Here is an 18652-nt window from a genome sequence, read left to right on the forward strand (position 1 = left end):
ACACTTCACGGGGGCACGAGGGAGGGGAGCCACCATGGCATCGGACCACATCCGCCGCTGGGAGTCGGGAGCACTCGCGCACGCCGTCACGGACCCCTTCGGCCAGGGTCCCGTCCCCTGGCTGCGCGGCAGCGAGACCTATTTCGACGACACCGGTCATGTCGTCCCCTGGTATGTCGACCCGAGCCGGCCACAGCCCACCGGCGAGAACCCGCGGATCCCCGCACCCCGTAGTGCGGTCGGCCCCCGCTCGGCGGACGACGTGCACCGGCAGATCAAAGGATTCGCCTCGACCGGAGCGGTCTCCCCCGGCGAGGCCGTCGACTTCCACATCACCGTCGACCCGCCGCAGGAATTCAGCGTCGACATCTACCGCATCGGCCACTACGGCGGCGACGGCGCCGCCAAGATCACCACCAGCCCGCGGCTGTCCGGCATCGTGCAGCCCCCGCCGCTGGCCGCCGACCGTACGGTCTCCTGCCACCACTGGTGGCTGTCCTGGCGGTTGCAGGTCCCGTCCTTCTGGAGCATCGGAGCGTATGTCGCCGTGCTCACCACGGCCGACGGCTACCGCTCCCACGTGCCCTTCACGATCCGCGACAACCACCCCGCCGACCTGCTCCTGCTCCTGCCGGACATCACCTGGCAGGCCTACAACCTCTACCCCGAGGACGGCCGCACCGGCGCCAGCCTCTACCACGCCTGGGACGAGCGGGGCCGGCTGCTCGGCGAGGCCGACGCGGCGACCACCGTCTCCTTCGACCGGCCGTACGCGGGCGCGGGCCTGCCCCTGCACGTCGGCCACGCCTACGACTTCATCCGCTGGGCCGAGCGCTACGGCTACGACCTCGCCTACGCCGACGCCCGCGACCTGCACGCCGGCCGTGTCGACCCCACCCGCTACCGGGGCCTGGTCTTCCCGGGCCACGACGAGTACTGGTCGCCGCGGATGCGCCGCACGGTCGATCTGGCCCGGGACAGCGGCACCTCGCTGGTCTTCCTCTCCGCCAACACCATGTACTGGCAGGTGGAGTTGGGGCCGTCCCCGTCCGGGGTCGCGGACCGTCTGCTCACCTGCCGCAAACGCAAGGGTCCGGGCAGGCCCGTGCTCTGGCGCGAGATCGACCGGCCCGAGCAGCAGACGGTCGGCATCCAGTACGCGGGCCGGGTGCCCGAGCCGCACCCCCTGATCGTGCGCAACGCCGGCCACTGGCTCTGGGAGGCCACCGGCGCGCAGGAGGGCGACGAACTGCCGGGGCTGGTGGCCGGGGAGGCCGACCGTTACTTCCCGCGCACCGTGCTGCCCGAGCACGAGGAGCGCATGCTGCTCGCCCACTCCCCCTACGCCGACAGCGACGGCGCCCTGCGCCACCAGGAGACCTCTCTCTACCGCGCCCCCTCCGGCGCCCTGGTCTTCGCCTCCGGGACCTTCGCCTGGTCCCCGGCCCTGGACCGCCCCGGCCATGTCGACCCCCGCGTCCAGCGCGCCACCGCCAACCTCCTGGACCGCATCTGCAAACGGGAGTGACCCCGTGTCCGAGGACAACCCGGCATACGGGAGAATCGGGGGCACCTGCACAGAACCACGGGGAGGAACCGTGTCCGGATTCGTCGAAAAGCCCGAGCCCGTCGAGGTGCCGGGTCTGGTGCATCTGCACACCGGCAAGGTGCGCGAGCTGTACCAGAACGCGGCCGGGGACCTCGTGATGGTCGCCAGCGACCGCATCTCCGCGTACGACTGGGTGCTGCCGACCGAGATCCCCGACAAGGGACGGGTGCTCACGCAGCTCTCCCTGTGGTGGTTCGACAAGCTCGCCGACCTCGTCCCCAACCACGTCATCAGCACCGAGCTGCCCGAGGGCGCCCCCGCCGACTGGGCGGGCCGCACCCTGGTCTGCAAGTCGCTGAAGATGCTCCCGGTCGAGTGCGTGGCGCGCGGCTATCTCACCGGCTCGGGCCTGGCCGAGTACCAGGAGTCCCGCACGGTGTGCGGGCTCGCCCTCCCCGAGGGCCTGGTCGACGGTTCCGAGCTGCCCGCCCCGATCTTCACCCCGGCCACCAAGGCCGAGGTCGGCGAGCACGACGAGAATGTGTCGTACGAGGAGGTCGCCCGGCAGGTCGGCGCCGAGACGGCCGCCCAGCTGCGCCAGGCCACCCTCGCGGTGTACGGACGGGCCCGGGACATCGCCCGCGACCGGGGCATCGTCCTGGCCGACACCAAGTTCGAGTTCGGCTTCGAGGACGACACCCTCGTCCTCGCCGACGAGGTCCTCACCCCGGACTCCTCCCGCTTCTGGCCGGCCGACGAGTGGGAGCCGGGCCGGGTCCAGCCGTCGTTCGACAAGCAGTTCGTGCGCGACTGGCTGACCTCGGCCGAGTCCGGCTGGGACCGGAAGAGCGAGCAGCCCCCGCCGCCGCTGCCGCAGCAGGTGGTCGAGGCGACCCGGGCGAAGTACATCGAGGCGTACGAACGGCTGACCGGCAACACCTGGTCGTGACGCAGGCACCCCCGGGCCCCGGCCCGGGAACGCCGAAGGCCCCCGGCGGAAACCGGGGGCCTTCTCTTCTGAGCGGACGACGAGGCTCGAACTCGCGACCTCAACCTTGGCAAGGTTGCGCTCTACCAACTGAGCTACGTCCGCATGCGCCGTGGCGCGAGAGCAACTATACCCAACCTCGCTCCCGCGCGAGACGCACTGCGGTATGGCGGTTCTCCGCACCGAGTTTGGTGACGGCCGAGGAGAGGTAGTTCCGTACGGTTCCCGGCGACAGCGCGGCCCGCTCGGCGATCTCCGCGACCGGCGCCCCGTCGGCCGCCAGTTCCAGCACCTCGGCCTCCCGGGCGGTCAGCGGCGAGTCCCCGGCGGAGATCGCGTCGGCGGCCAACTCCGGGTCGACGTAGCGGTTTCCCGCGTGCACGGTACGGATGATCTCCGCGAGCCGCTGCGCACTGACCGTCTTCGGGACGAACCCCCGCACACCGGCGGCCAGGGCCCGTTTCAGATGCCCGGGGCGGCCGTGGCCGGTGACGATCAGCACCTGGCAGCCGGGCAGTTCGGCGCGCAGGGATGTGGCGACCTTCACACCGTCCGCGCCCGGCATCTGCAGATCCAGTACCGCCACGTCGGGCCGGTGGGCCCGCGCCATGGCGAGCGCCTCCGGCCCGGTGGCCGCCTCCGCGACCACGACGAGGTCGTCCTCGAGGCCGAGCAGCGCGGCGAGCGCACCCCGGATCAGATGCTCGTCGTCGGCGAGCAACAGCCGTACCGGAGAGGTCATGAGGTGACTCCGCTCACACGCGCTTCGGACGTACGGCCGGCCAGCGGCACCGAAGCCACCACCCGGAACCCGTCCGCCCCCACCGGCCCCGCCTCCAGCGTCCCCGCCACCACCGCGAGCCGCTCCCGCAACCCGGCGATCCCCGACCCGCCGCCCGCGTCCCCCGCAGGCACGCTCCCCTCGACGCCATCGTCCCGCCGCCCGCCGCCGACGTCCTCACCACCACCCTCCCCCGCATCCACGCCAACCTCGACCCCGGCCCCGCCGCCCGCACGACCGCCCCGCGCAGCGACCCCGTCGTTCTCCACCGTCAGCACCACGTGTCCCTCCAGTACCCGCAGGCCCACCGTGCACTGCCCCGCGTCCCCGTGTCGCAGGACATTGGTGGTCGCCTCCCGGACCACCCAGCCGAGTGCCGACTGCACCTCGGCGGGCAGCCCGGCGGTGTCGCCGGTCACCGCGCAGTCGATGCCCGCGGCGGCCAGCACGCCCTGCGCGCCCGCGAGTTCGGCCGCGAGGTCGGCGTCCCGGTAGCCCCGTACGACGGCCCGTACCTCCCGCTGCGACTCCTGGGCGATCCGCTGCACCTCGATCATCTGCTCCACGGCCTCGGGCCGTTCGCGCCGGGCCAGCTGGACGGCCAGTTCGCTCTTGAGGGCGATGACGGCGAGGTTGCGGCCGAGCACGTCGTGCAGATCGCGGCCGAACCGGAGCCGTTCCTCGGCGACGGCGAGCCGGGCACGGGTCTCCCGGGCCTCGTCGAGTTCGTAGACGGCGTTCAGCAGCCAGAGGGAGAAGACCGAGGTGGCGGCGAGGAAGCCGCCGGCCAGGAACACCACGAACGCCGTGATCAGCGCGGCGGTCCCGGGCACGCCCGGCGGGAAGGAGACCAGGCCCGCCCCGAACGCGAAGCCCGCGATCAACGCCACGGCCCGCCGCCGGTTTCGGACCCCGAGCGCCGTGGTGCCGGCCCCGAAGGCCAGGATCCCCACGAAGACGGTGGCCGCCGCGCTGTCCATGGCGCCCGGCCCGCCGTGCTCGCGCAGCACCAGGGCGGTGACGGCGAAGACGTAGGTGGCCGCCCCGAGCACCCACAGCAGCCGCACCGGCTGCTCCCGGCGGCCCCGCGTCCAGTCCAGCGCCCGGGAGGCGGTCAGCGCGCAGAGCACCGCGTGGACGACGACCATCGCGATCAGCCAGCCCGAGACCGCCGCCCTCGTCTCCCCGAACACCGGGAGTCCGATCGCGGTGACCTCGACCACCGCGAAGAAGTGGAACGACCAGCGTGTGTACGTCTCGACCTTGGCGGGAGTGGTCTTCTCCCGCCACCAGCCACCTGCCCCGCTCATCCCGGTTCCGTCCCGTCCTGTCCCGTCTCCACTCAGCGCCGGGGTTCCCAGCGGAACCACCGTCGTACAGCAAACACCGCGACCACGGTCCAGGCCAGCGCGGTCAGGACGGTGCCCATCGCCTCGTAGCCGCCGAGCTCGCCGGTCCAGCCCGCGCGGACCAGCCGGACGGCCGGAGAGAGCGGGAGGAGTTCACAGACCGAGGCGACCTGGTCGGGCAGGACGTCCGTGAGCACGGCGATGCCCGAGCCCAGCATCGAGAGGAAGACCAGGGGCAGCGCGGTGACCTGGGCGCTCTCGGTGATCCGGGTGACAACCGAGGTGAGCGCGGCGAGCGCGGCACTGACCAGCAGACCGAGGAGCAGCCCGAGCAGGGTGAGATACGGCGCCTTGGGCGCGCCCGCGTCGAGCAGCACCGTGCAGCCGACGGTGAGCACCAGGGCCTGGGCCAGGCCGAGGCAGAGGGCGGGCAGGGCGGTGCCGGCCAGGATCTCCGCGTCGGCCGGTTCGCCGGTGCGCAGCCGTTTGAGGACGAGTTCCTCCCGGCGGGCCACATACGCGCTCACCAGGGACGTGTACACGGCGAAGAGGAAGGAGAAGCCGGTCGCGGCGGTCAGCATCAGCGTGCCGACGTTCAGCCCCTGGGCCTTCAGGTCGACCTGGTCGATGGCGGGCCGCACGCTGAACGGCAGTGCGAGCGGCACCAGCAGCGCGGTGAGCACCGCACCGCGGTTGCGGCCGAGGAGCAGCAACTCGGCGCGGCCCAGGGCACCCAGCCGGTGCCAGGACGCGGCGCGCGCCGCCCGGCGCCCGCCGAGGTCCACCGCGCTCATACGACCGCCGTCCACCGTGCTCATACGACCGCCTCCTTCGCGATCCCCAGGAACGCCTCCTCCAGCGAGGCCGACCGCACCTCCAGCCGGTCCAGCTCGACCCCGGTCCGCTGGGCCCAGGCCAGCACCTCGGTGGCGGTCCGCTGCACCTCGCGGGTCCGCAGCCGTACGGCCCGGCCGGCGGTCTCGTGGCCGCACACGCCCAGGGCGGCGAGCGGCGGCAGGTCGCCCACGAAGTAGCCGAGCGGCAGCCCGAAGGAGATGCGCGCCGGCCGGTCCGCGGTCACCTCGCCCGGTGTTCCGGTGGCCGCGATCCGGCCCTCGTGCAGGATGGCGAGCCGGTCGGCGAGGTCCTCGGCCTCTTCCAGGTAGTGCGTGGTGAGCAGGACGGTCGTTCCGGTGTCGCGCAGGGATCGCACCAACTCCCAGGTGTCCCGGCGCCCTTCGGCGTCCAGGCCGGTGGTCGGCTCGTCCAGGAACAGCACCTCGGGCCGGCCGAGCAGCGCGAGCGCCAGGTCGAGGCGGCGCCGCTCACCGCCGGAGAGCTGCTTGACCCGGACGTCCGTCTTGCCGGCGAGCCCGACCAGGCCGAGTGCCTCGGTCGCCGGCCGGGCTCCGGTCGTGCAGCCGGCCCACATCCGGGTCGTCTCGCCGACGGTCAGCTCGGACGGGAAGCCGCCCAACTGGAGCATCACGCCGGTGCGCGGCCGTACGGCGGCCCGCTCCCGGTGCGGATCGTGGCCCAGCACCCGCACCCGGCCCCCGCTCGGTGGGGCGAGGCCCTCCAGCAGCTCGACCGTGGAGGTCTTTCCGGCGCCGTTGGTGCCGAGGAGCGCGAAGATCTCCCCGCGGCGCACGGAGAAGGTGACTCCGCGGACCGCCTCGAACCCGCCCCCGTAGACACGACGGAGGTCTGTGACCTCAATCACGTGTTCGTTGTCGTCCATGGCTTCCATGGAAACGAGCCTCCCCGGGGACCGGGCCCGGCAGCAGTGCGCGGTGTCATCACTCGCCATGACAAATGTCAGGGCCCGCTCCAGGGCATGAAAAAACCCCAGTCACATGACTGGGGTTTCTCCTACGAGCTGGAGCGGACGACGAGGCTCGAACTCGCGACCTCAACCTTGGCAAGGTTGCGCTCTACCAACTGAGCTACGTCCGCACTGCTCCCGACCGGCTCCCACCGATCGGTGCGAGCACCAGCCTACCTGATCCACAAGCATGACCAGGACCGGCGGTGCAGAGCGGGTGACAGGAATTGCACACTGCGCCTTCCCCCTGGAAGGGGGATGTTCTGCTACTGAACTACACCCGCATGTACTCCGTGGGTTCCGGCCTTTCGGCCGCGCCCCTCGGCGTGCTCCAGACATTAGCTGATCAGCAGGGGGGTAGCGCAAGTCGGCTGTCCTCGGGGGCCGGTGACGGTCCCTGAGGACAGCCCGAGCCGCGTCTCACTGCGCGGCGCTGAACGCCTCGTAGACCTTCTTCGGGATACGACCGCGCGCCGGGACATCCATCTTGTTCGCCTGCGCCCAGGCGCGGACGGCCGCCGGGTCGGGGGCGACCTCCGTCTGCTTGTACGCCTTGCCCGACTTCGACCGCTTGCGGCCGGCCGTCACGTACGGCTCCAGGGCCTTACGCAGTTCCTTGGCGTTGGCTTGATTCAGATCGATCTCGTACGACTTGCCGTCGAGTCCGAAGGCGATCGTTTCCGCCGCTTCCGAGCCGTCGATGTCGTCAAAGAGAGTGACCACGACCTTCTGCGCCACGAATATCGGTCCCTTCGTGTGGCACGTCTATACAGCTCATCGGCGATGACGCGATGGCGGAGATGACGTGCCGAGTATCGGCTATTGCCAATTCATTTGTACAGTGCCTGGCAATACAAAGTGAAGCCCGACTAAATCCGTCCGCGTGTCCCGGACGCAATAGATGTCGTGGGCGAACCCGGGGAACTTTCCCAGAACTTTTCGTGTGGATCCCCCGCTGTCACCCGATCGTGATGCGGCTCACGTAGTTTCCTACAACTCTACCCGCGTAGAAATTTTGTGCGGGTAGTCTGAAGACGCCTGTCGGAGCGTCGGCGGGTAACTGCTCAGCAGCCAGCACCACAACACCGGGAGTGCCAGTGGCACGCGTCGTAGTCGACGTCATGCTCAAGCCGGAGATCCTCGACCCCCAGGGCCAGGCGGTCCAGCGTGCGCTGCCGCGCCTGGGTTTCGAAGGCATCTCCGATGTCCGTCAGGGAAAGCGATTCGAACTGGAAGTTGACGGGCCGGTCGACGAGGCCGCGCTCGCCCGCATCCACGATCTTGCGGAATCCTTCCTCGCCAACACCGTGATCGAGGACTTCACGGTTCGGGTGGATGAAGTCGCGGAGGCGGCCAAGTGACCGCTCGTATTGGCGTCGTCACTTTCCCGGGAAGTCTCGACGACCGGGACACCCAGCGTGCGATCCGGCTCGCGGGTGCCGAACCGGTCGCCCTCTGGCACAAGGACAAGGACCTCCACCAGGTCGACGCGGTGGTCCTCCCCGGGGGTTTCTCCTACGGCGACTATCTGCGGGCCGGCGCCATCTCGCGTTTCTCGCCGGTGATGGAGACCGTCATCGAGCAGGCGAAGGCCGGCCTCCCGGTCCTCGGTATCTGCAACGGCTTCCAGATCCTCACCGAGGCCCATCTGCTCCCGGGCGCGATGCTCGGCAACAACCACCTCCACTTCATCTGCCGCGACCAGAAGCTGCGGGTGGAGAACGCGGGGACCGCCTGGACCAGCGACTACCGCGAGGGCCAGGAGATCCACATCCCGCTGAAGAACATGGACGGCCGGTACGTCGCCGACGAGTACACGCTCGACAAGCTGGAGGCCGAGGGGCGGGTGGCGTTCCGGTACCTCGACCTGAACCCGAACGGCTCGCTCCGTGACATCGCCGGCATCACCAACGAGGCCGGGAACGTCGTAGGCCTCATGCCGCACCCGGAGCACGCCGTCGAGCCGCTCATCGGCTCCGGCCGCACCGACGGTCTGCCGTTCTTCACCTCGATCCTCAAGAAGCTGGTCAACGCATGAGCCGGACGCCTCTGGACACGGTCGAGCACGCGGCCGAGACCCCCGACGTCGAGCTGCCCTGGGCCGAACTCGGCCTGAAGAAGGACGAGTACGAGCGGGTGGTGGAGATCCTCGGCCGCCGCCCGACCGGCGCCGAACTCGCCATGTACTCGGTCATGTGGTCCGAGCACTGCTCGTACAAGTCCTCCAAGGTCCACCTCCGCCAGTTCGGCGAGAAGGCCCCGCAGAGCGACGCGCTGCTCGTCGGCATCGGTGAGAACGCGGGTGTCGTCGACGTCGGCCAGGGTTACGCCGTGACCTTCAAGGTCGAGTCGCACAACCACCCCTCGTACGTCGAGCCGTACCAGGGCGCCGCGACCGGTGTCGGCGGCATCGTCCGAGACATCATCGCGATGGGCGCCCGCCCGGTCGCCGTGGTCGACCCGCTGCGCTTCGGTGCCGCCGACCACCCCGACACCAAGCGGGTCCTGCCCGGCGTCGTCGCCGGCATCGGCGGCTACGGCAACTGCCTGGGCCTGCCCAACATCGGCGGCGAGGTCGTCTTCGACGCCTGCTACCAGGGCAACCCGCTGGTCAACGCCGGTGCCATCGGTGTGATGCGGCACGAGGACATCCACCTCGCCAAGGCCTCCGGCGCGGGCAACCAGGTCATCCTGTACGGCGCGCGGACCGGCGGCGACGGCATCGGCGGCGCGTCGATCCTGGCGAGCGAGACCTTCGACGACGCGAAGCCCTCCAAGCGCCCCGCCGTCCAGGTCGGCGACCCGTTCCAGGAGAAGCTCCTCATCGAGTGCACCCTGGAAGCCTTCCGCGAGAAGCTGGTCGTCGGCATCCAGGACCTGGGCGCGGCGGGCCTGTCCTGCGCGACCAGCGAACTGGCGTCGAACGGCTCCGGCGGCATGACCGTCGTACTCGACGACGTGCCCCTGCGCGACTCGACCCTCTCGCCCGAGGAAATCCTCATGAGCGAGTCGCAGGAACGCATGTGCGCGGTGGTCGAGCCGGCGAAGGTCGACCGGTTCCTGGAGATCTGCGCCAAGTGGGACGTCATCGCGACGGTCATCGGTGAAGTGACCGACGGCGACCGCCTTGAGATCTTCTGGCACGGCGAGAAGATCGTGGACGTCGACCCGCGCACGGTCGCGCACGACGGACCGGTCTACGAGCGTCCGTACGCCCGCCCGGCCTGGCAGGACGCCCTCCAGGCGGACGACGCGAACAAGCTGGCCCGGCCGGCCACCGCCGAGGAGCTGAAGGACCAGGTCCTCAAGCTGGTCGGCTCCCCCAACCAGGCCTCCAAGAAGTGGATCACCTCGCAGTACGACCACTTCGTGCAGGGCAACACCGTCCTCGCCCAGCCGGAGGACTCCGGCATGATCCGCGTGGACGAGGAGACCGGCCTCGGGGTCGCCATCGCGACGGACGGCAACGGCCGCTTCGCCAAGCTGGACCCGTACACGGGCGCGCAGCTGGCGCTGGCCGAGGCCTACCGGAACGTGGCGACGACCGGCGCCAAGCCCCTCGCCGTCTCCGACTGCCTGAACTTCGGTTCGCCGGAGGACCCGGCGGTGATGTGGCAGTTCGCCGAGGCCGTGCGCGGTCTGGCGGACGGCTGTCTGCAGCTGGGCACCCCGGTGACCGGCGGCAACGTCTCTCTCTACAACCAGACCGGCGAGGCGGCCATCCACCCCACCCCGGTCGTCGCCGTCCTCGGCGTGATCGACGACGTCGCCCGGCGCACCCCGGTCGCCTTCCAGGAGGAGGGCCAGCTGCTCTATCTCCTCGGCGACACCCGCGAGGAGTTCGGCGGCTCGGCCTGGTCCCAGGTCGTCCACGACCACCTGGGCGGCCTCCCGCCCAAGGTCGACCTGGAGCGCGAACGCCTCCTGGCCGAGATCCTGATCTCCGCCTCCCGCGACGGCATGATCGACTCGGCGCACGACCTGTCCGACGGCGGTCTGATCCAGGCGGTCGTGGAGTCGGCGCTGCTGGGTGGGAAGGGCGCGCGTCTCGTCGTACCGGACGGGCTCGACGCGTTCACGTTCCTGCTCTCCGAGTCGGCCGGGCGCGCGGTCGTCGCGGTGCCGCGCTCCGAGGAGGTCCGCTTCAACGACATGTGCGGCGCGCGGGGCCTGCCGGTGACGCGCATCGGTGTCGTGGACGGGGACTCGGTGGAGATCCAGGGCGAGTTCGAACTCTCCCTGACCGAACTCCGCGAGGCCCACGAGGGCACGATCGAGGCACTGCTGGCGTAGCCGGTGGTACGACGCGAAGGTCCCGCCCGTGTGCAACGGACGGGACCTTCGCGGCTCATCGGACGTAGTTCTTGAGGATCTCCGTGTCGAGTTCGATGCTGATCGGATCGGGAAGGAGCACCTTCTCACCGAACTTCGCGGTAAGGACGACGCGATAGCCACCGACCTTCCGGTCCGGTGAACTGTGCACTGTGACCGTGCAGGAGTCGCGGTCGATCAAAAGGTAGAGAGGGATGTCCGCCTGGCCGTACGCAGCTGGCTTCTCGTGCCGGTCCCGCTGGTCGGTGTCCGAGTCGTACGAGGTGACTTCGACGACCATGAGCGCGCCGTCCGGGTCGGCCCACTCACCGTGTCCCGCGAAGTGGGCCTCGGGGGCGAGCACCGCGTCCGATTTCGCCCTGCCCTCCCGGTACGCCTCCACCCTGAGTCCTCGGCCCTGATACAGGTCCAGGTCAGGCCTGGTCTGCATGCAGCGCCGGGCCAACCAGGACACGATGGTGCTGTGGTCCCCGTCCGCCCCCTTCTTGACCCCGATCCGTCCGTTGATGAACTCCAACGTGACGGTCTCGGGACCGGCGGAGGCGATCGTTTCGAACTCCTCCACCGACATCTGAGACGTGGGCTCGGCCATAGCCGTCATGGGGGCCCCTTCCAGTCGAAGGCCAGTGTTGTCCGCCCCCGGCGCCGCGGGCGCGGCGTTCGCCGTTGATCACTCGCACGGATGATCGCCCCTGATGACGTAAGGCCACGGACCGCCCAGCCCGAACCACGTGAGGGGAGGCGGGGGCGGCGGCGGATCCGGCGCGGGGTCGGGTTCGGTCTCCGGCTCAGGCCGTGCGGCGCATCGCGGGAGCAGCAAGTAGAGGGCGCGCAGGGCGAGGAGGCCGGCGAGGCTGCCGAGGAGCAGGTTCACGGCAGCAACTCCGTGTCGCAGAGCAGGGCTTGGCGCTCGGTGTGATCGGCGAGCCGCACCCAGAGGAAGGTCTTTTCGGCGTCCACCCCGGCGTATCCGGAGCCGACTTGGACGACGACGCCTTCGAAAGGTTCGGGGTGTTCGCGGCGGTGGGGGTCGGGCGGGACGTAGGTCGTGCCGCGTACCCGGTCGCCGACGAGGAAGGGGGCGTCGGTGAGGGGGCGGGGGTGGGGGTTTTGGCTGGTCATGGGATCACTGTCGGGCTTGGTTGATCCGTTCAGCAATCAAACATGGGAATCCCGAAAAAATTGGTATATGCCCTAACAAAGGCAAGGCTCTGCATGAGTGGGGCATGGCGTGCCAGACTGCCAACACCGACCGAGAACGAATCGACACGGTGAGTGATTCACCGGGCATGGGGGGCTCAGTCGGCGGGCACGAACACGGAAGGCGAGGGTCACGGGTGGCTGCGAAGACGGGGCCTACGATCCGGCGCATGCAACTCGGGCAGGAGCTGAGGCGGCTGCGCGAGAAGACACAGCTGGACGACGGCACGGGGCGGGGCTTGACGAGGGCGCAGGCGGTGCGCGGCACCAGCGTCACCGAGTCGCAACTGCACCGCGTGGAAAAGGGGATGACCGGCCTTCCCAAGGTCGAGCAACTACGGCAGTTGCTGGACCGGTACGGGGTCACGGACCCGGAGGACGTGGAGTTCCTGCTGGAGGTCCACAAGAACTCGCTGAACCGGGGGTGGTGGTCGCCGTATCGCCTGTTCATGCCCTCTGGCTTCAACATCAGTGTGGGGCTTGAGGGCGACGCCAAGATCCTCCGGGTCTACCAGCCCGACGTCGTGTTCGGGCTGTTCCAGACGGCCGGGTACGCGCGAGCGATGTTCGAGTCGGCCAAGCCGGTCGACGAGCGCAACACCGAGTTCGTCGAGCGGAACATCGAGCTCAGGATGAGGCGCAAAGAGATCATCACCCGTAGTGACCGTCCAGTGGAGATCCACGCGATTCTCGACGAGGCAGTCCTACGGCGTGTGTACGGTGGCCCGGAGGTGATGCGGGAACAGTACGAGCACTTGGCGGAACTGGCCACACTGGACCATGTCACCCTCCAGATCCTGCCGATGAGTCAGCCCGTCTATCGATGCCACCAGAACTTCATCCTCATGGAGTTGGAGCCGTCCATGCCCCACGTGGTGAGCGTCGATGCCTTGTCCACGGTGAACGTCACGGACAAGGACACGGAAATCTGGGCTTTCCGGCGCCGGTTCGACGCCATGCGCGCTGAAGCCGCCGGGCCGAGCCAGACCTTCGATTTCCTGAAGCGACTAGCAGGAGAGTTGGAACAGTCATGAACGTCCCAGAGTCAGCGTGGTTCAAGTCGTCCTATAGCGACCAAGGGGGCGGCAGCTGCGTCGAGATAGCCAACCTCATCCCCACCCACACCCTCGTCGCCGTCCGGGACTCCAAGCTCCCCGACGGCCCCGCCCTGGCTCTCCCGCCGGAGGCGTTCGCCGCGTTCGTCGGGCATGTGGGCCGTGGCCGCCGCTACCGTGCTGACGAAGGAGGTGATCGCCAGTGACCATCGCACCCACAGCTCGGCTGCTCTCGTCCGCAGGCGGTGACGGCGCATGGATCGAAAACGTCTTCGCTGTCGCCGAAAGAGAGGCCCCCGAAGACGTCACGCTGGAGCTCATCGAGGGGGAGATCTACATCAGCGGCGTTCCAGAGGGACACCACGAACACATCGCGTCCCGCATCAACACACAGATCGCCCGCCGCTCCACCGTCGAGATGGACATCAGTGGCCACAAGGGCGTGCAGGTACCCGTCGGCGGGGGTTGTCCCAAGGACCACGTCGTCCCGGACCTCGCCGTCGCGCCGGAGGACGCCGAACTCTTCCGTGACGCCCCCGGCTGGATGCCTCCGGCCGGCCTTGAGCTGGTCTGCGAGATCACCAGCGGGAAGCCGCAGATCGACCGTGAAGGCAAGCGGCGCTGTTACGCTCGCGCACAGATCCCGCTCTACCTGCTCGTGGACCGCGAACGGGAAACCGTGTCCCTCTTCAGTGACCCGGAGGACGGAGACTATGTCGCCAGGCACACCCTGCCCTTCGGGAAGCCCATCGCCCTCCCGGAACCCCTCGGGTTCGAGCTGGACACATCGTCCTTCTGAGGAGCCCGGCGATGCTCCTGCGTGACGTCACCCCGGACGACGTGGACGCCTATGTCCGCATGCGCTGCGACCCCGTCATGATGAAGGACCTCGGTGGGCCGTTGCCCCGTGACGGCATGGAGGACAAGGTGCGCCGGGACGCCGAGGCGGCTGCGGCCGGTACCTCCTGGATCAAGGTGATCGTCCCTGATCCCGGCACCCCCGACATCGTCGCGGGCCATGTGTGCGTCTGGGCGCACGACGAGGACGGGAAGTCGATCTCGGAGATCGGGTGGATGGTCCTGCCCGAGTTCCAGGGGCGTGGCCTCGGCAAGCTCGCCACCCGCACCCTTCTCCGGCAGGCCCGGGACGAGGACCGCTGGGGAGACATCCATGCGTTCCCGGCGACGGCCAACGGTCCCTCGAACGGCATCTGCCGCTCCCTCGGCTTCCGCCTCCTCGGCGAGGTCGACGTCGACTTCGCGGACCGAGTCATCCACAGCAACCACTGGGTCATCACGCCCCGCTGACCGCCCTCACGCGGGTACGGCCTCCCGCAGATGCCGGCCGTCCTGGCCGTGCCCGTGAGGTGCGGTACCGCGTCCGGGGCGCCGCCCGGGCCGTCGTACAGGCGGATGACGACCGTGCCGAGGGCCTGGGTGGACAGCAGCAGGAAGGCCGCGCAGGAGGCCGCCGCGCCGCTGATCGCGAACGTCCGCGCGGACCAGCCGCGGTCGGCCAGCCTGCCCGCGACGATGCCGACGGCGGTCATGCCATGCAGAAGGGCACCCGGGAAACGGCCGACCTGCCGGCCGAGGAGCACCAGCGCAGGCTCGCCGAGGGTGAGGGCATCGGCCTGGTCGGGAAGGGGCTGCGGGGATATGCCGTGAAGGAGTAGGGCCGCCTCTTCGGGCACAGGAGTTTCACCGCTACCCTCCGGGAAAAAGTGACTTGCCAACTACCGATGTCCGTGGGGTAGTTGGACAGTCGGACACATCCGTGGGCGAGCTGGGGGAGCGGCCGGATGGAGATCAGGTTCGAGGCTGCGGGTAGTACTCGCGAAGAAGAACTGCTGTCCCTGTACGACTGGTTGGCGGCCGACCGCGCCCTGCGCGGCCAGATCCGGGTGACCCGGGTCGCGGAAGCCGACCTCGACGTCGGCCGGATGGGCCCCGGCCTGGACGCCGTTGTCGCGGTGCTGTCCGCCGTGAGCGGCGTGGGCCAGCTCCACCTGTCGTATCTGGCGTGGCGGCAGAGTCACCGGCCCCGGTCCCGGGTCAGTATCGACATCACCGCGGCCGACCCCGACCAGGTGGCGGAACTGCTGCGCAGGTTCGGGGCGGCCGACGACTCGGACGGGGAGCCGCGGTGACGGGCACCACACAGACGCCCATGGTCGAGAGTCTGGGCCGAATCGACCCGGAGCGCTCCGCATGCGTGCTGATCGGAGTGGACAACTACGCACACCTGGACCCGCTGCGCAGCGTCAAGCACAACCTCACGGAGCTGCGGGCCGCGCTCACGGACCCGGATATCTGGGGGATCCCGGACGACCAGAAGCGGATCCGCTCGGTCCCCAACCCGACCTCCCCGGCCGACCTGGTCCGCCCGATCCGGCAGGCGGCCGAACTCGCCGAGGACACGCTGATCGTCTACTACGCCGGTCACGGGCTCATCGACCGCCACGAACGGCAGTTGCTGCTCACCCTGCCCGATTCGGTCGAGGACCAGCCGGACACCTGTGTCCGCTCCAGCGACGTCCGCCGCGCCATCCGCGACACGGGCTCCGCGCTGCGCCGGGTCCTGATCCTCGACTGCTGCTTCAGCGGCCAGGTCCTGACGGAGATGACGGACGGCCACCGCCAGGACGTCGAGACGGCCCTGCGGACGCTGCACGACGTCGAGGGCGCCTACGTCATGACCTCCGCACCCCGCGACCGGCCCTCCCACGCCCCCGACCCCAAACGCTGCACCCTGTTCACCGGCGCCCTGGTCGACGTCATGCGCCAGGGGCTCGCCGACGGCCCGGAGACGCTGAGTCTGCGCGACCTCTTCCAGGAGGTCAGAAAACGCATCGTCGCCATCAGACCCGAGGTGCCACAGGAACCACAGGACGAAGACCACAACGGCGTCGGCGGACTCGGCTTCGTCCACAATGCCGCGGTATCGCCCCGGCGGATCACGGGTCCCCCGCCGTCCCCTCCCACACGCTGGCAGCGCGTCCGCACCCCCGTCCTGTCCGTGACCGCCGGCGCCCTCGGTCTCGTCCTCGGCCTGGGCACCCAGCCGCTCGTCCACTGGTGGCACGACACCCACCCGGCGGCCGCCGCCGGTCCCTGCGCGGTGCCCTCGCCGTCCGACGCCGCCGCGCCCCGCGCCGTACTGCTCGATCATTCCGACAAGCTGAACAAGGCGAACGTCGACTACGAGAAGATCTACGGGCTGTCCGCCCTCGCCCTGGTCTCGCAGGGCAAGGACGTCAAAGCCCTCGCGCTCGCCGACAACTCCCCGGGCCGGGTCTGGCCGCTCACTCTGGGGTCCCCCTTCGATCTCAGCCCCAGCGCCGACACCGCGGTGCCCCTGCGCCACGCCGACGGCAAGCTGTTCGACAACTGGTACGACGGCGAGGCCATGGTCATCGAAAGGGGCGGCGGAACCGACGGCAGGACGATGCTGATCGCCGCCGAGACCGGACCGGCCATCCGCCGCTTCGACATCGCCACCGGCCGGCAGCTCGGCAAGGACTTCCCCATCCGCAAGGAACTGCGCTACTGGCCCCAGGGCTCCGCGCAGACCGGCCGCAGCATCGAGTCCCTGACCGCCTCCCCGGACGGCCGCCATCTCTACGCGGGCTGGGAGGCCCCGCTCGCCGAGGACGGCGACCAGCGCGGCCGGGGCATCATCCGTATCCAGCGCTACTCGGGAACGTCCGGCGGCAGCTACACCCCGGACTGGCAGTACGCCTTCCTGGCCGACGACGGCATGTACCTGTCCGAGCTGACCGCCATCGACGACGACGGGCATCTCCTCGCCCTGGAACGCCAGTACACCGCAGGCCTCGGCACGGCCATCCGGATCGTGGAGCTCTCCGTCGCCGACGCCGCGGACGTGACCGGCATGACCTCCCTGTGGCACCAGCCGGCCAGGATCCTCGCCAGTACCGAACTGGTCGTCGACCTGGCGACCTGCCCCGTCGGCGGCCCCGGCCAGGTCGCCGTCCCGTCCTCCTCCCCGGAGCACCCGCTCGTCGACAACGCGGAGGGCATGGCCCTCGGCACCCCCTGGACCTCCGGCCGGTACAAGGGCTGGCGCCCGCTCTACCTGGTCTCCGACGACAACGACAGCGGCGACCAGATCACCCGCCTGTATTCGTTCGCCGTGAAGCTGCGCCCATGAATAGGCTCACCGCCATGCCTCAGGCCAAGAAGCGTGCCCGCAGTTACGACCCGGCCAAGACCCGCGCCGCGGTCCTCGCCCAGTTCGGCAACGTGCGAGAGGCCGTCGGGAGCCTCACCCCCGAGCAGCTCGCGCTCCCCACCCGGCTCGGCGACTGGACCGTACGGGACCTCGTCGCCCACGTCGGCATGGCCGTGACCGCCGTCCAGCGGGCCCTGGACGAACCCGAGCCGGCCACGGCGGACGCGGTCCTTCTCGACTGGCCCTTCCGGACCGCCGCCAACTCCTCGGCGATCTCCGACTTCACCCGGCGGCTCGCCGACGGCCACCCCGACCTCGGCGCCTACCTCGCCGACGCCGACGGCAGCCTGCGCGCGCTCCTCGCGGCACACCCCGGCACCCGGCTGCTCGCCACCAGTGCCGGCGCGATGTCCCTGGACGACTACCTGGTCACCCGGACCGTCGAGCTGGTCGTCCACACCGACGACCTCAACGCGGCCGTCGCGGGACCGGAGGTGCCGTTCGACCGGCAGGCCCTGGCCGCCTGCACCCGGCTGCTCGCCGACGCGCTCGCGGTGAAGGCACCCGGCGGCTCCACCGAGGTGCGCGTGCCGCCGTACGCCGTGGTGCAGTGCGTCGAAGGCCCCCGGCACACCCGGGGTACCCCGCCGAACGTCGTCGAGACCGATCCGCTCACCTGGATCCGGCTGGCCACCGGACGCCTGGGGTGGCCGGAGGCCCTGGCGGACGCCAAGGTCAGCGCCAGCGGGGAGCGGGCGGACATCGGGGCCCTGCTGCCCCTCATGAGCTGAGGGAACCGATCAACCGGGGTGTTCCGTCGAACCGGCATGTACGGGTACAAGCAGCGCACGCAGCGCAGGACCCTGACCATGACGGCGGCCGCCGTGCTCGTCCCGCTCGCGGTGGCCTGCGGCGGTGAGAAAGCCGGTGTCTCGGTGGGGAGTCAGCCACCGGTGACCGGGATCGAGTGGACCGTCGACAGCGTGACCGTGGACGGCACCACCCGGCGCGCCCCGGCATCCGCCCACGTGAAGATCGACGACGGCAAGGCCATCGGCAGCTACGGGTGCAACCAGTTCAGCGCCACGGCGAAGGTCACGGACGACCGGATCCGGCTGAGCAACGCCCGCACCACCCGCATGGCCTGCGACAACACCCGCATGGCCTTCGAACGCGCCCTCGCCGGCACCCTCACCGCGGGGCCGCTCACCACCCGGGCCGACGGCCGGAAACTCACCCTCACCACCGTCGGCGGCGACCGGGTCGAGCTGTCCAGGAAGTGACCTCCGGCGCCCCGAATGATGTGCGACACCTCACTCAGAGATACGGTGCGAGGGGGTTGCGCGAGCACCGGTCCGCACGAACGTGCCCCGGCTGG

General features: G+C 70.1%; 21 protein-coding genes and 3 tRNA genes. 14 read left to right on the plus strand and 10 right to left on the minus strand.

Going from position 1 to position 18652, the window contains the following annotated elements:
* Positions 1–34 precede the first annotated feature (34 nt).
* Positions 35–1528, plus strand: coding sequence for a N,N-dimethylformamidase beta subunit family domain-containing protein (locus ACGFZQ_RS41115; protein WP_393844714.1), 1494 nt, complete (start codon positions 35–37; stop codon positions 1526–1528).
* Between the two features lie 70 nt (positions 1529–1598).
* Entirely contained in the window at positions 1599–2498 is a 900-nt protein-coding gene (locus ACGFZQ_RS41120; protein ID WP_351744515.1) for a phosphoribosylaminoimidazolesuccinocarboxamide synthase, read from the plus strand.
* A gap of 71 nt (positions 2499–2569) precedes the next feature.
* On the opposite strand, the gene ACGFZQ_RS41125 is transcribed toward ACGFZQ_RS41120, so the two are convergent.
* From ACGFZQ_RS41125 to ACGFZQ_RS41160, 8 genes are all read right to left on the minus strand, one after another.
* Positions 2570–2642, minus strand: a tRNA-Gly gene (locus ACGFZQ_RS41125).
* Between the two features lie 22 nt (positions 2643–2664).
* On the minus strand, positions 2665–3279 hold the full coding sequence (locus ACGFZQ_RS41130) for a response regulator transcription factor (protein ID WP_351744512.1): 615 nt from the start codon (positions 3277–3279) through the stop codon (positions 2665–2667).
* The gene (locus ACGFZQ_RS41135) at positions 3276–4628 is read right to left on the minus strand and encodes a sensor histidine kinase (protein WP_393844715.1); all 1353 of its coding nucleotides are present in this window, start codon (positions 4626–4628) and stop codon (positions 3276–3278) included. Before ACGFZQ_RS41135 ends, ACGFZQ_RS41130 begins: the two co-directional genes overlap by 4 nt.
* A gap of 32 nt (positions 4629–4660) precedes the next feature.
* Positions 4661–5461: an ABC transporter permease gene (locus tag ACGFZQ_RS41140; RefSeq protein WP_393844779.1), complete on the minus strand. Its 801-nt coding sequence runs from the start codon at positions 5459–5461 to the stop codon at positions 4661–4663.
* 20 nt (positions 5462–5481) lie between these two features.
* On the minus strand, positions 5482–6408 hold the full coding sequence (locus ACGFZQ_RS41145) for an ABC transporter ATP-binding protein (RefSeq protein WP_393844716.1): 927 nt from the start codon (positions 6406–6408) through the stop codon (positions 5482–5484).
* A 139-nt stretch (positions 6409–6547) separates the two neighbouring features.
* A tRNA-Gly gene (locus ACGFZQ_RS41150) sits at positions 6548–6623 on the minus strand.
* A gap of 81 nt (positions 6624–6704) precedes the next feature.
* Positions 6705–6776: transfer RNA gene (locus ACGFZQ_RS41155), tRNA-Gly, on the minus strand.
* 136 nt (positions 6777–6912) lie between these two features.
* The gene (locus ACGFZQ_RS41160; protein ID WP_351695523.1) at positions 6913–7230 is read right to left on the minus strand and encodes an Lsr2 family protein; all 318 of its coding nucleotides are present in this window, start codon (positions 7228–7230) and stop codon (positions 6913–6915) included.
* A 359-nt stretch (positions 7231–7589) separates the two neighbouring features.
* On the opposite strand from ACGFZQ_RS41160, the gene purS reads away from it, so the two are divergent.
* The 3 genes from purS to purL are packed head-to-tail and all read left to right on the plus strand — an operon-like array spanning position 7590 to position 10785.
* The gene (gene purS, locus ACGFZQ_RS41165) at positions 7590–7853 is read left to right on the plus strand and encodes a phosphoribosylformylglycinamidine synthase subunit PurS (protein ID WP_093501106.1); all 264 of its coding nucleotides are present in this window, start codon (positions 7590–7592) and stop codon (positions 7851–7853) included.
* Positions 7850–8530 carry a phosphoribosylformylglycinamidine synthase subunit PurQ gene (gene purQ / locus ACGFZQ_RS41170; protein ID WP_351744501.1) on the plus strand — a complete coding sequence of 227 codons (681 nt, stop codon included), beginning with the start codon at positions 7850–7852 and terminating at the stop codon, positions 8528–8530. The genes purS and purQ overlap by 4 nt, the downstream gene beginning before the upstream one ends.
* A complete protein-coding gene (gene purL, locus ACGFZQ_RS41175) occupies positions 8527–10785 on the plus strand; it encodes a phosphoribosylformylglycinamidine synthase subunit PurL (RefSeq protein WP_351744499.1) in 2259 nt (752 codons plus the stop codon). Before purQ ends, purL begins: the two co-directional genes overlap by 4 nt.
* A 55-nt stretch (positions 10786–10840) precedes the next feature.
* Here the strand turns inward: purL and ACGFZQ_RS41180 are convergent, their stop codons facing one another.
* Both ACGFZQ_RS41180 and ACGFZQ_RS41185 read right to left on the minus strand, forming a co-directional pair.
* Positions 10841–11425 carry a Uma2 family endonuclease gene (locus ACGFZQ_RS41180; protein ID WP_393844717.1) on the minus strand — a complete coding sequence of 195 codons (585 nt, stop codon included), beginning with the start codon at positions 11423–11425 and terminating at the stop codon, positions 10841–10843.
* A 269-nt stretch (positions 11426–11694) separates the two neighbouring features.
* Positions 11695–11946 carry a hypothetical protein gene (locus tag ACGFZQ_RS41185; RefSeq protein ID WP_393844718.1) on the minus strand — a complete coding sequence of 84 codons (252 nt, stop codon included), beginning with the start codon at positions 11944–11946 and terminating at the stop codon, positions 11695–11697.
* A gap of 248 nt (positions 11947–12194) precedes the next feature.
* Between ACGFZQ_RS41185 and ACGFZQ_RS41190 the strand changes: the two genes are divergently transcribed.
* The 9 genes from ACGFZQ_RS41190 to ACGFZQ_RS41230 all read left to right on the plus strand — a co-directional run bounded on the left by ACGFZQ_RS41190 (position 12195) and on the right by ACGFZQ_RS41230 (position 18557).
* Positions 12195–13058: a helix-turn-helix domain-containing protein gene (locus tag ACGFZQ_RS41190; protein ID WP_393844719.1), complete on the plus strand. Its 864-nt coding sequence runs from the start codon at positions 12195–12197 to the stop codon at positions 13056–13058.
* Positions 13055–13285, plus strand: a complete 231-nt coding sequence (locus tag ACGFZQ_RS41195) for a DUF397 domain-containing protein (RefSeq protein WP_393844720.1) — start codon at positions 13055–13057, stop codon at positions 13283–13285. Before ACGFZQ_RS41190 ends, ACGFZQ_RS41195 begins: the two co-directional genes overlap by 4 nt.
* On the plus strand, positions 13282–13878 hold the full coding sequence (locus ACGFZQ_RS41200; RefSeq protein ID WP_393844721.1) for a Uma2 family endonuclease: 597 nt from the start codon (positions 13282–13284) through the stop codon (positions 13876–13878). Before ACGFZQ_RS41195 ends, ACGFZQ_RS41200 begins: the two co-directional genes overlap by 4 nt.
* An 11-nt stretch (positions 13879–13889) precedes the next feature.
* Positions 13890–14387 carry a GNAT family N-acetyltransferase gene (locus ACGFZQ_RS41205; protein ID WP_393844722.1) on the plus strand — a complete coding sequence of 166 codons (498 nt, stop codon included), beginning with the start codon at positions 13890–13892 and terminating at the stop codon, positions 14385–14387.
* A gap of 245 nt (positions 14388–14632) precedes the next feature.
* Positions 14633–14755, plus strand: coding sequence for a hypothetical protein (locus ACGFZQ_RS41210; protein ID WP_393844723.1), 123 nt, complete (start codon positions 14633–14635; stop codon positions 14753–14755).
* A 126-nt stretch (positions 14756–14881) separates the two neighbouring features.
* Positions 14882–15229, plus strand: coding sequence for a hypothetical protein (locus ACGFZQ_RS41215; protein ID WP_393844724.1), 348 nt, complete (start codon positions 14882–14884; stop codon positions 15227–15229).
* The gene (locus ACGFZQ_RS41220; RefSeq protein WP_393844725.1) at positions 15226–17253 is read left to right on the plus strand and encodes an esterase-like activity of phytase family protein; all 2028 of its coding nucleotides are present in this window, start codon (positions 15226–15228) and stop codon (positions 17251–17253) included. The genes ACGFZQ_RS41215 and ACGFZQ_RS41220 overlap by 4 nt, the downstream gene beginning before the upstream one ends.
* A gap of 14 nt (positions 17254–17267) precedes the next feature.
* Positions 17268–18065, plus strand: coding sequence for a sterol carrier family protein (locus ACGFZQ_RS41225; protein WP_393844726.1), 798 nt, complete (start codon positions 17268–17270; stop codon positions 18063–18065).
* A gap of 18 nt (positions 18066–18083) precedes the next feature.
* Positions 18084–18557, plus strand: coding sequence for an META domain-containing protein (locus ACGFZQ_RS41230; protein WP_393844727.1), 474 nt, complete (start codon positions 18084–18086; stop codon positions 18555–18557).
* Positions 18558–18652: the final 95 nt, after the last annotated feature.

The sequence above is a fragment of the Streptomyces sp. NPDC048254 genome, from assembly GCF_043201895.1.
Lineage (GTDB): Bacteria > Actinomycetota > Actinomycetes > Streptomycetales > Streptomycetaceae > Streptomyces.

Excerpts from the sequence above, each read along its gene's own strand:
- ACGFZQ_RS41115 (WP_393844714.1), top strand. The coding sequence starts at position 35 with ATGGCATCGGACCACATCCGCCGCTGGGAGTCGGGAGCACTCGCGCAC.
- ACGFZQ_RS41130 (WP_351744512.1), bottom strand. The coding sequence starts at position 3,279 with ATGACCTCTCCGGTACGGCTGTTGCTCGCCGACGACGAGCATCTGATC.
- ACGFZQ_RS41135 (WP_393844715.1), bottom strand. The coding sequence starts at position 4,628 with ATGAGCGGGGCAGGTGGCTGGTGGCGGGAGAAGACCACTCCCGCCAAG.
- ACGFZQ_RS41140 (WP_393844779.1), bottom strand. The coding sequence starts at position 5,461 with ATGAGCGCGGTGGACCTCGGCGGGCGCCGGGCGGCGCGCGCCGCGTCC.
- ACGFZQ_RS41145 (WP_393844716.1), bottom strand. The coding sequence starts at position 6,408 with ATGGACGACAACGAACACGTGATTGAGGTCACAGACCTCCGTCGTGTC.
- purL (WP_351744499.1), top strand. The coding sequence starts at position 8,527 with ATGAGCCGGACGCCTCTGGACACGGTCGAGCACGCGGCCGAGACCCCC.
- ACGFZQ_RS41180 (WP_393844717.1), bottom strand. The coding sequence starts at position 11,425 with ATGACGGCTATGGCCGAGCCCACGTCTCAGATGTCGGTGGAGGAGTTC.
- ACGFZQ_RS41185 (WP_393844718.1), bottom strand. The coding sequence starts at position 11,946 with ATGACCAGCCAAAACCCCCACCCCCGCCCCCTCACCGACGCCCCCTTC.
- ACGFZQ_RS41190 (WP_393844719.1), top strand. The coding sequence starts at position 12,195 with ATGCAACTCGGGCAGGAGCTGAGGCGGCTGCGCGAGAAGACACAGCTG.
- ACGFZQ_RS41195 (WP_393844720.1), top strand. The coding sequence starts at position 13,055 with ATGAACGTCCCAGAGTCAGCGTGGTTCAAGTCGTCCTATAGCGACCAA.
- ACGFZQ_RS41205 (WP_393844722.1), top strand. The coding sequence starts at position 13,890 with ATGCTCCTGCGTGACGTCACCCCGGACGACGTGGACGCCTATGTCCGC.
- ACGFZQ_RS41210 (WP_393844723.1), top strand. The coding sequence starts at position 14,633 with ATGCAGAAGGGCACCCGGGAAACGGCCGACCTGCCGGCCGAGGAGCAC.
- ACGFZQ_RS41215 (WP_393844724.1), top strand. The coding sequence starts at position 14,882 with ATGGAGATCAGGTTCGAGGCTGCGGGTAGTACTCGCGAAGAAGAACTG.
- ACGFZQ_RS41225 (WP_393844726.1), top strand. The coding sequence starts at position 17,268 with ATGCCTCAGGCCAAGAAGCGTGCCCGCAGTTACGACCCGGCCAAGACC.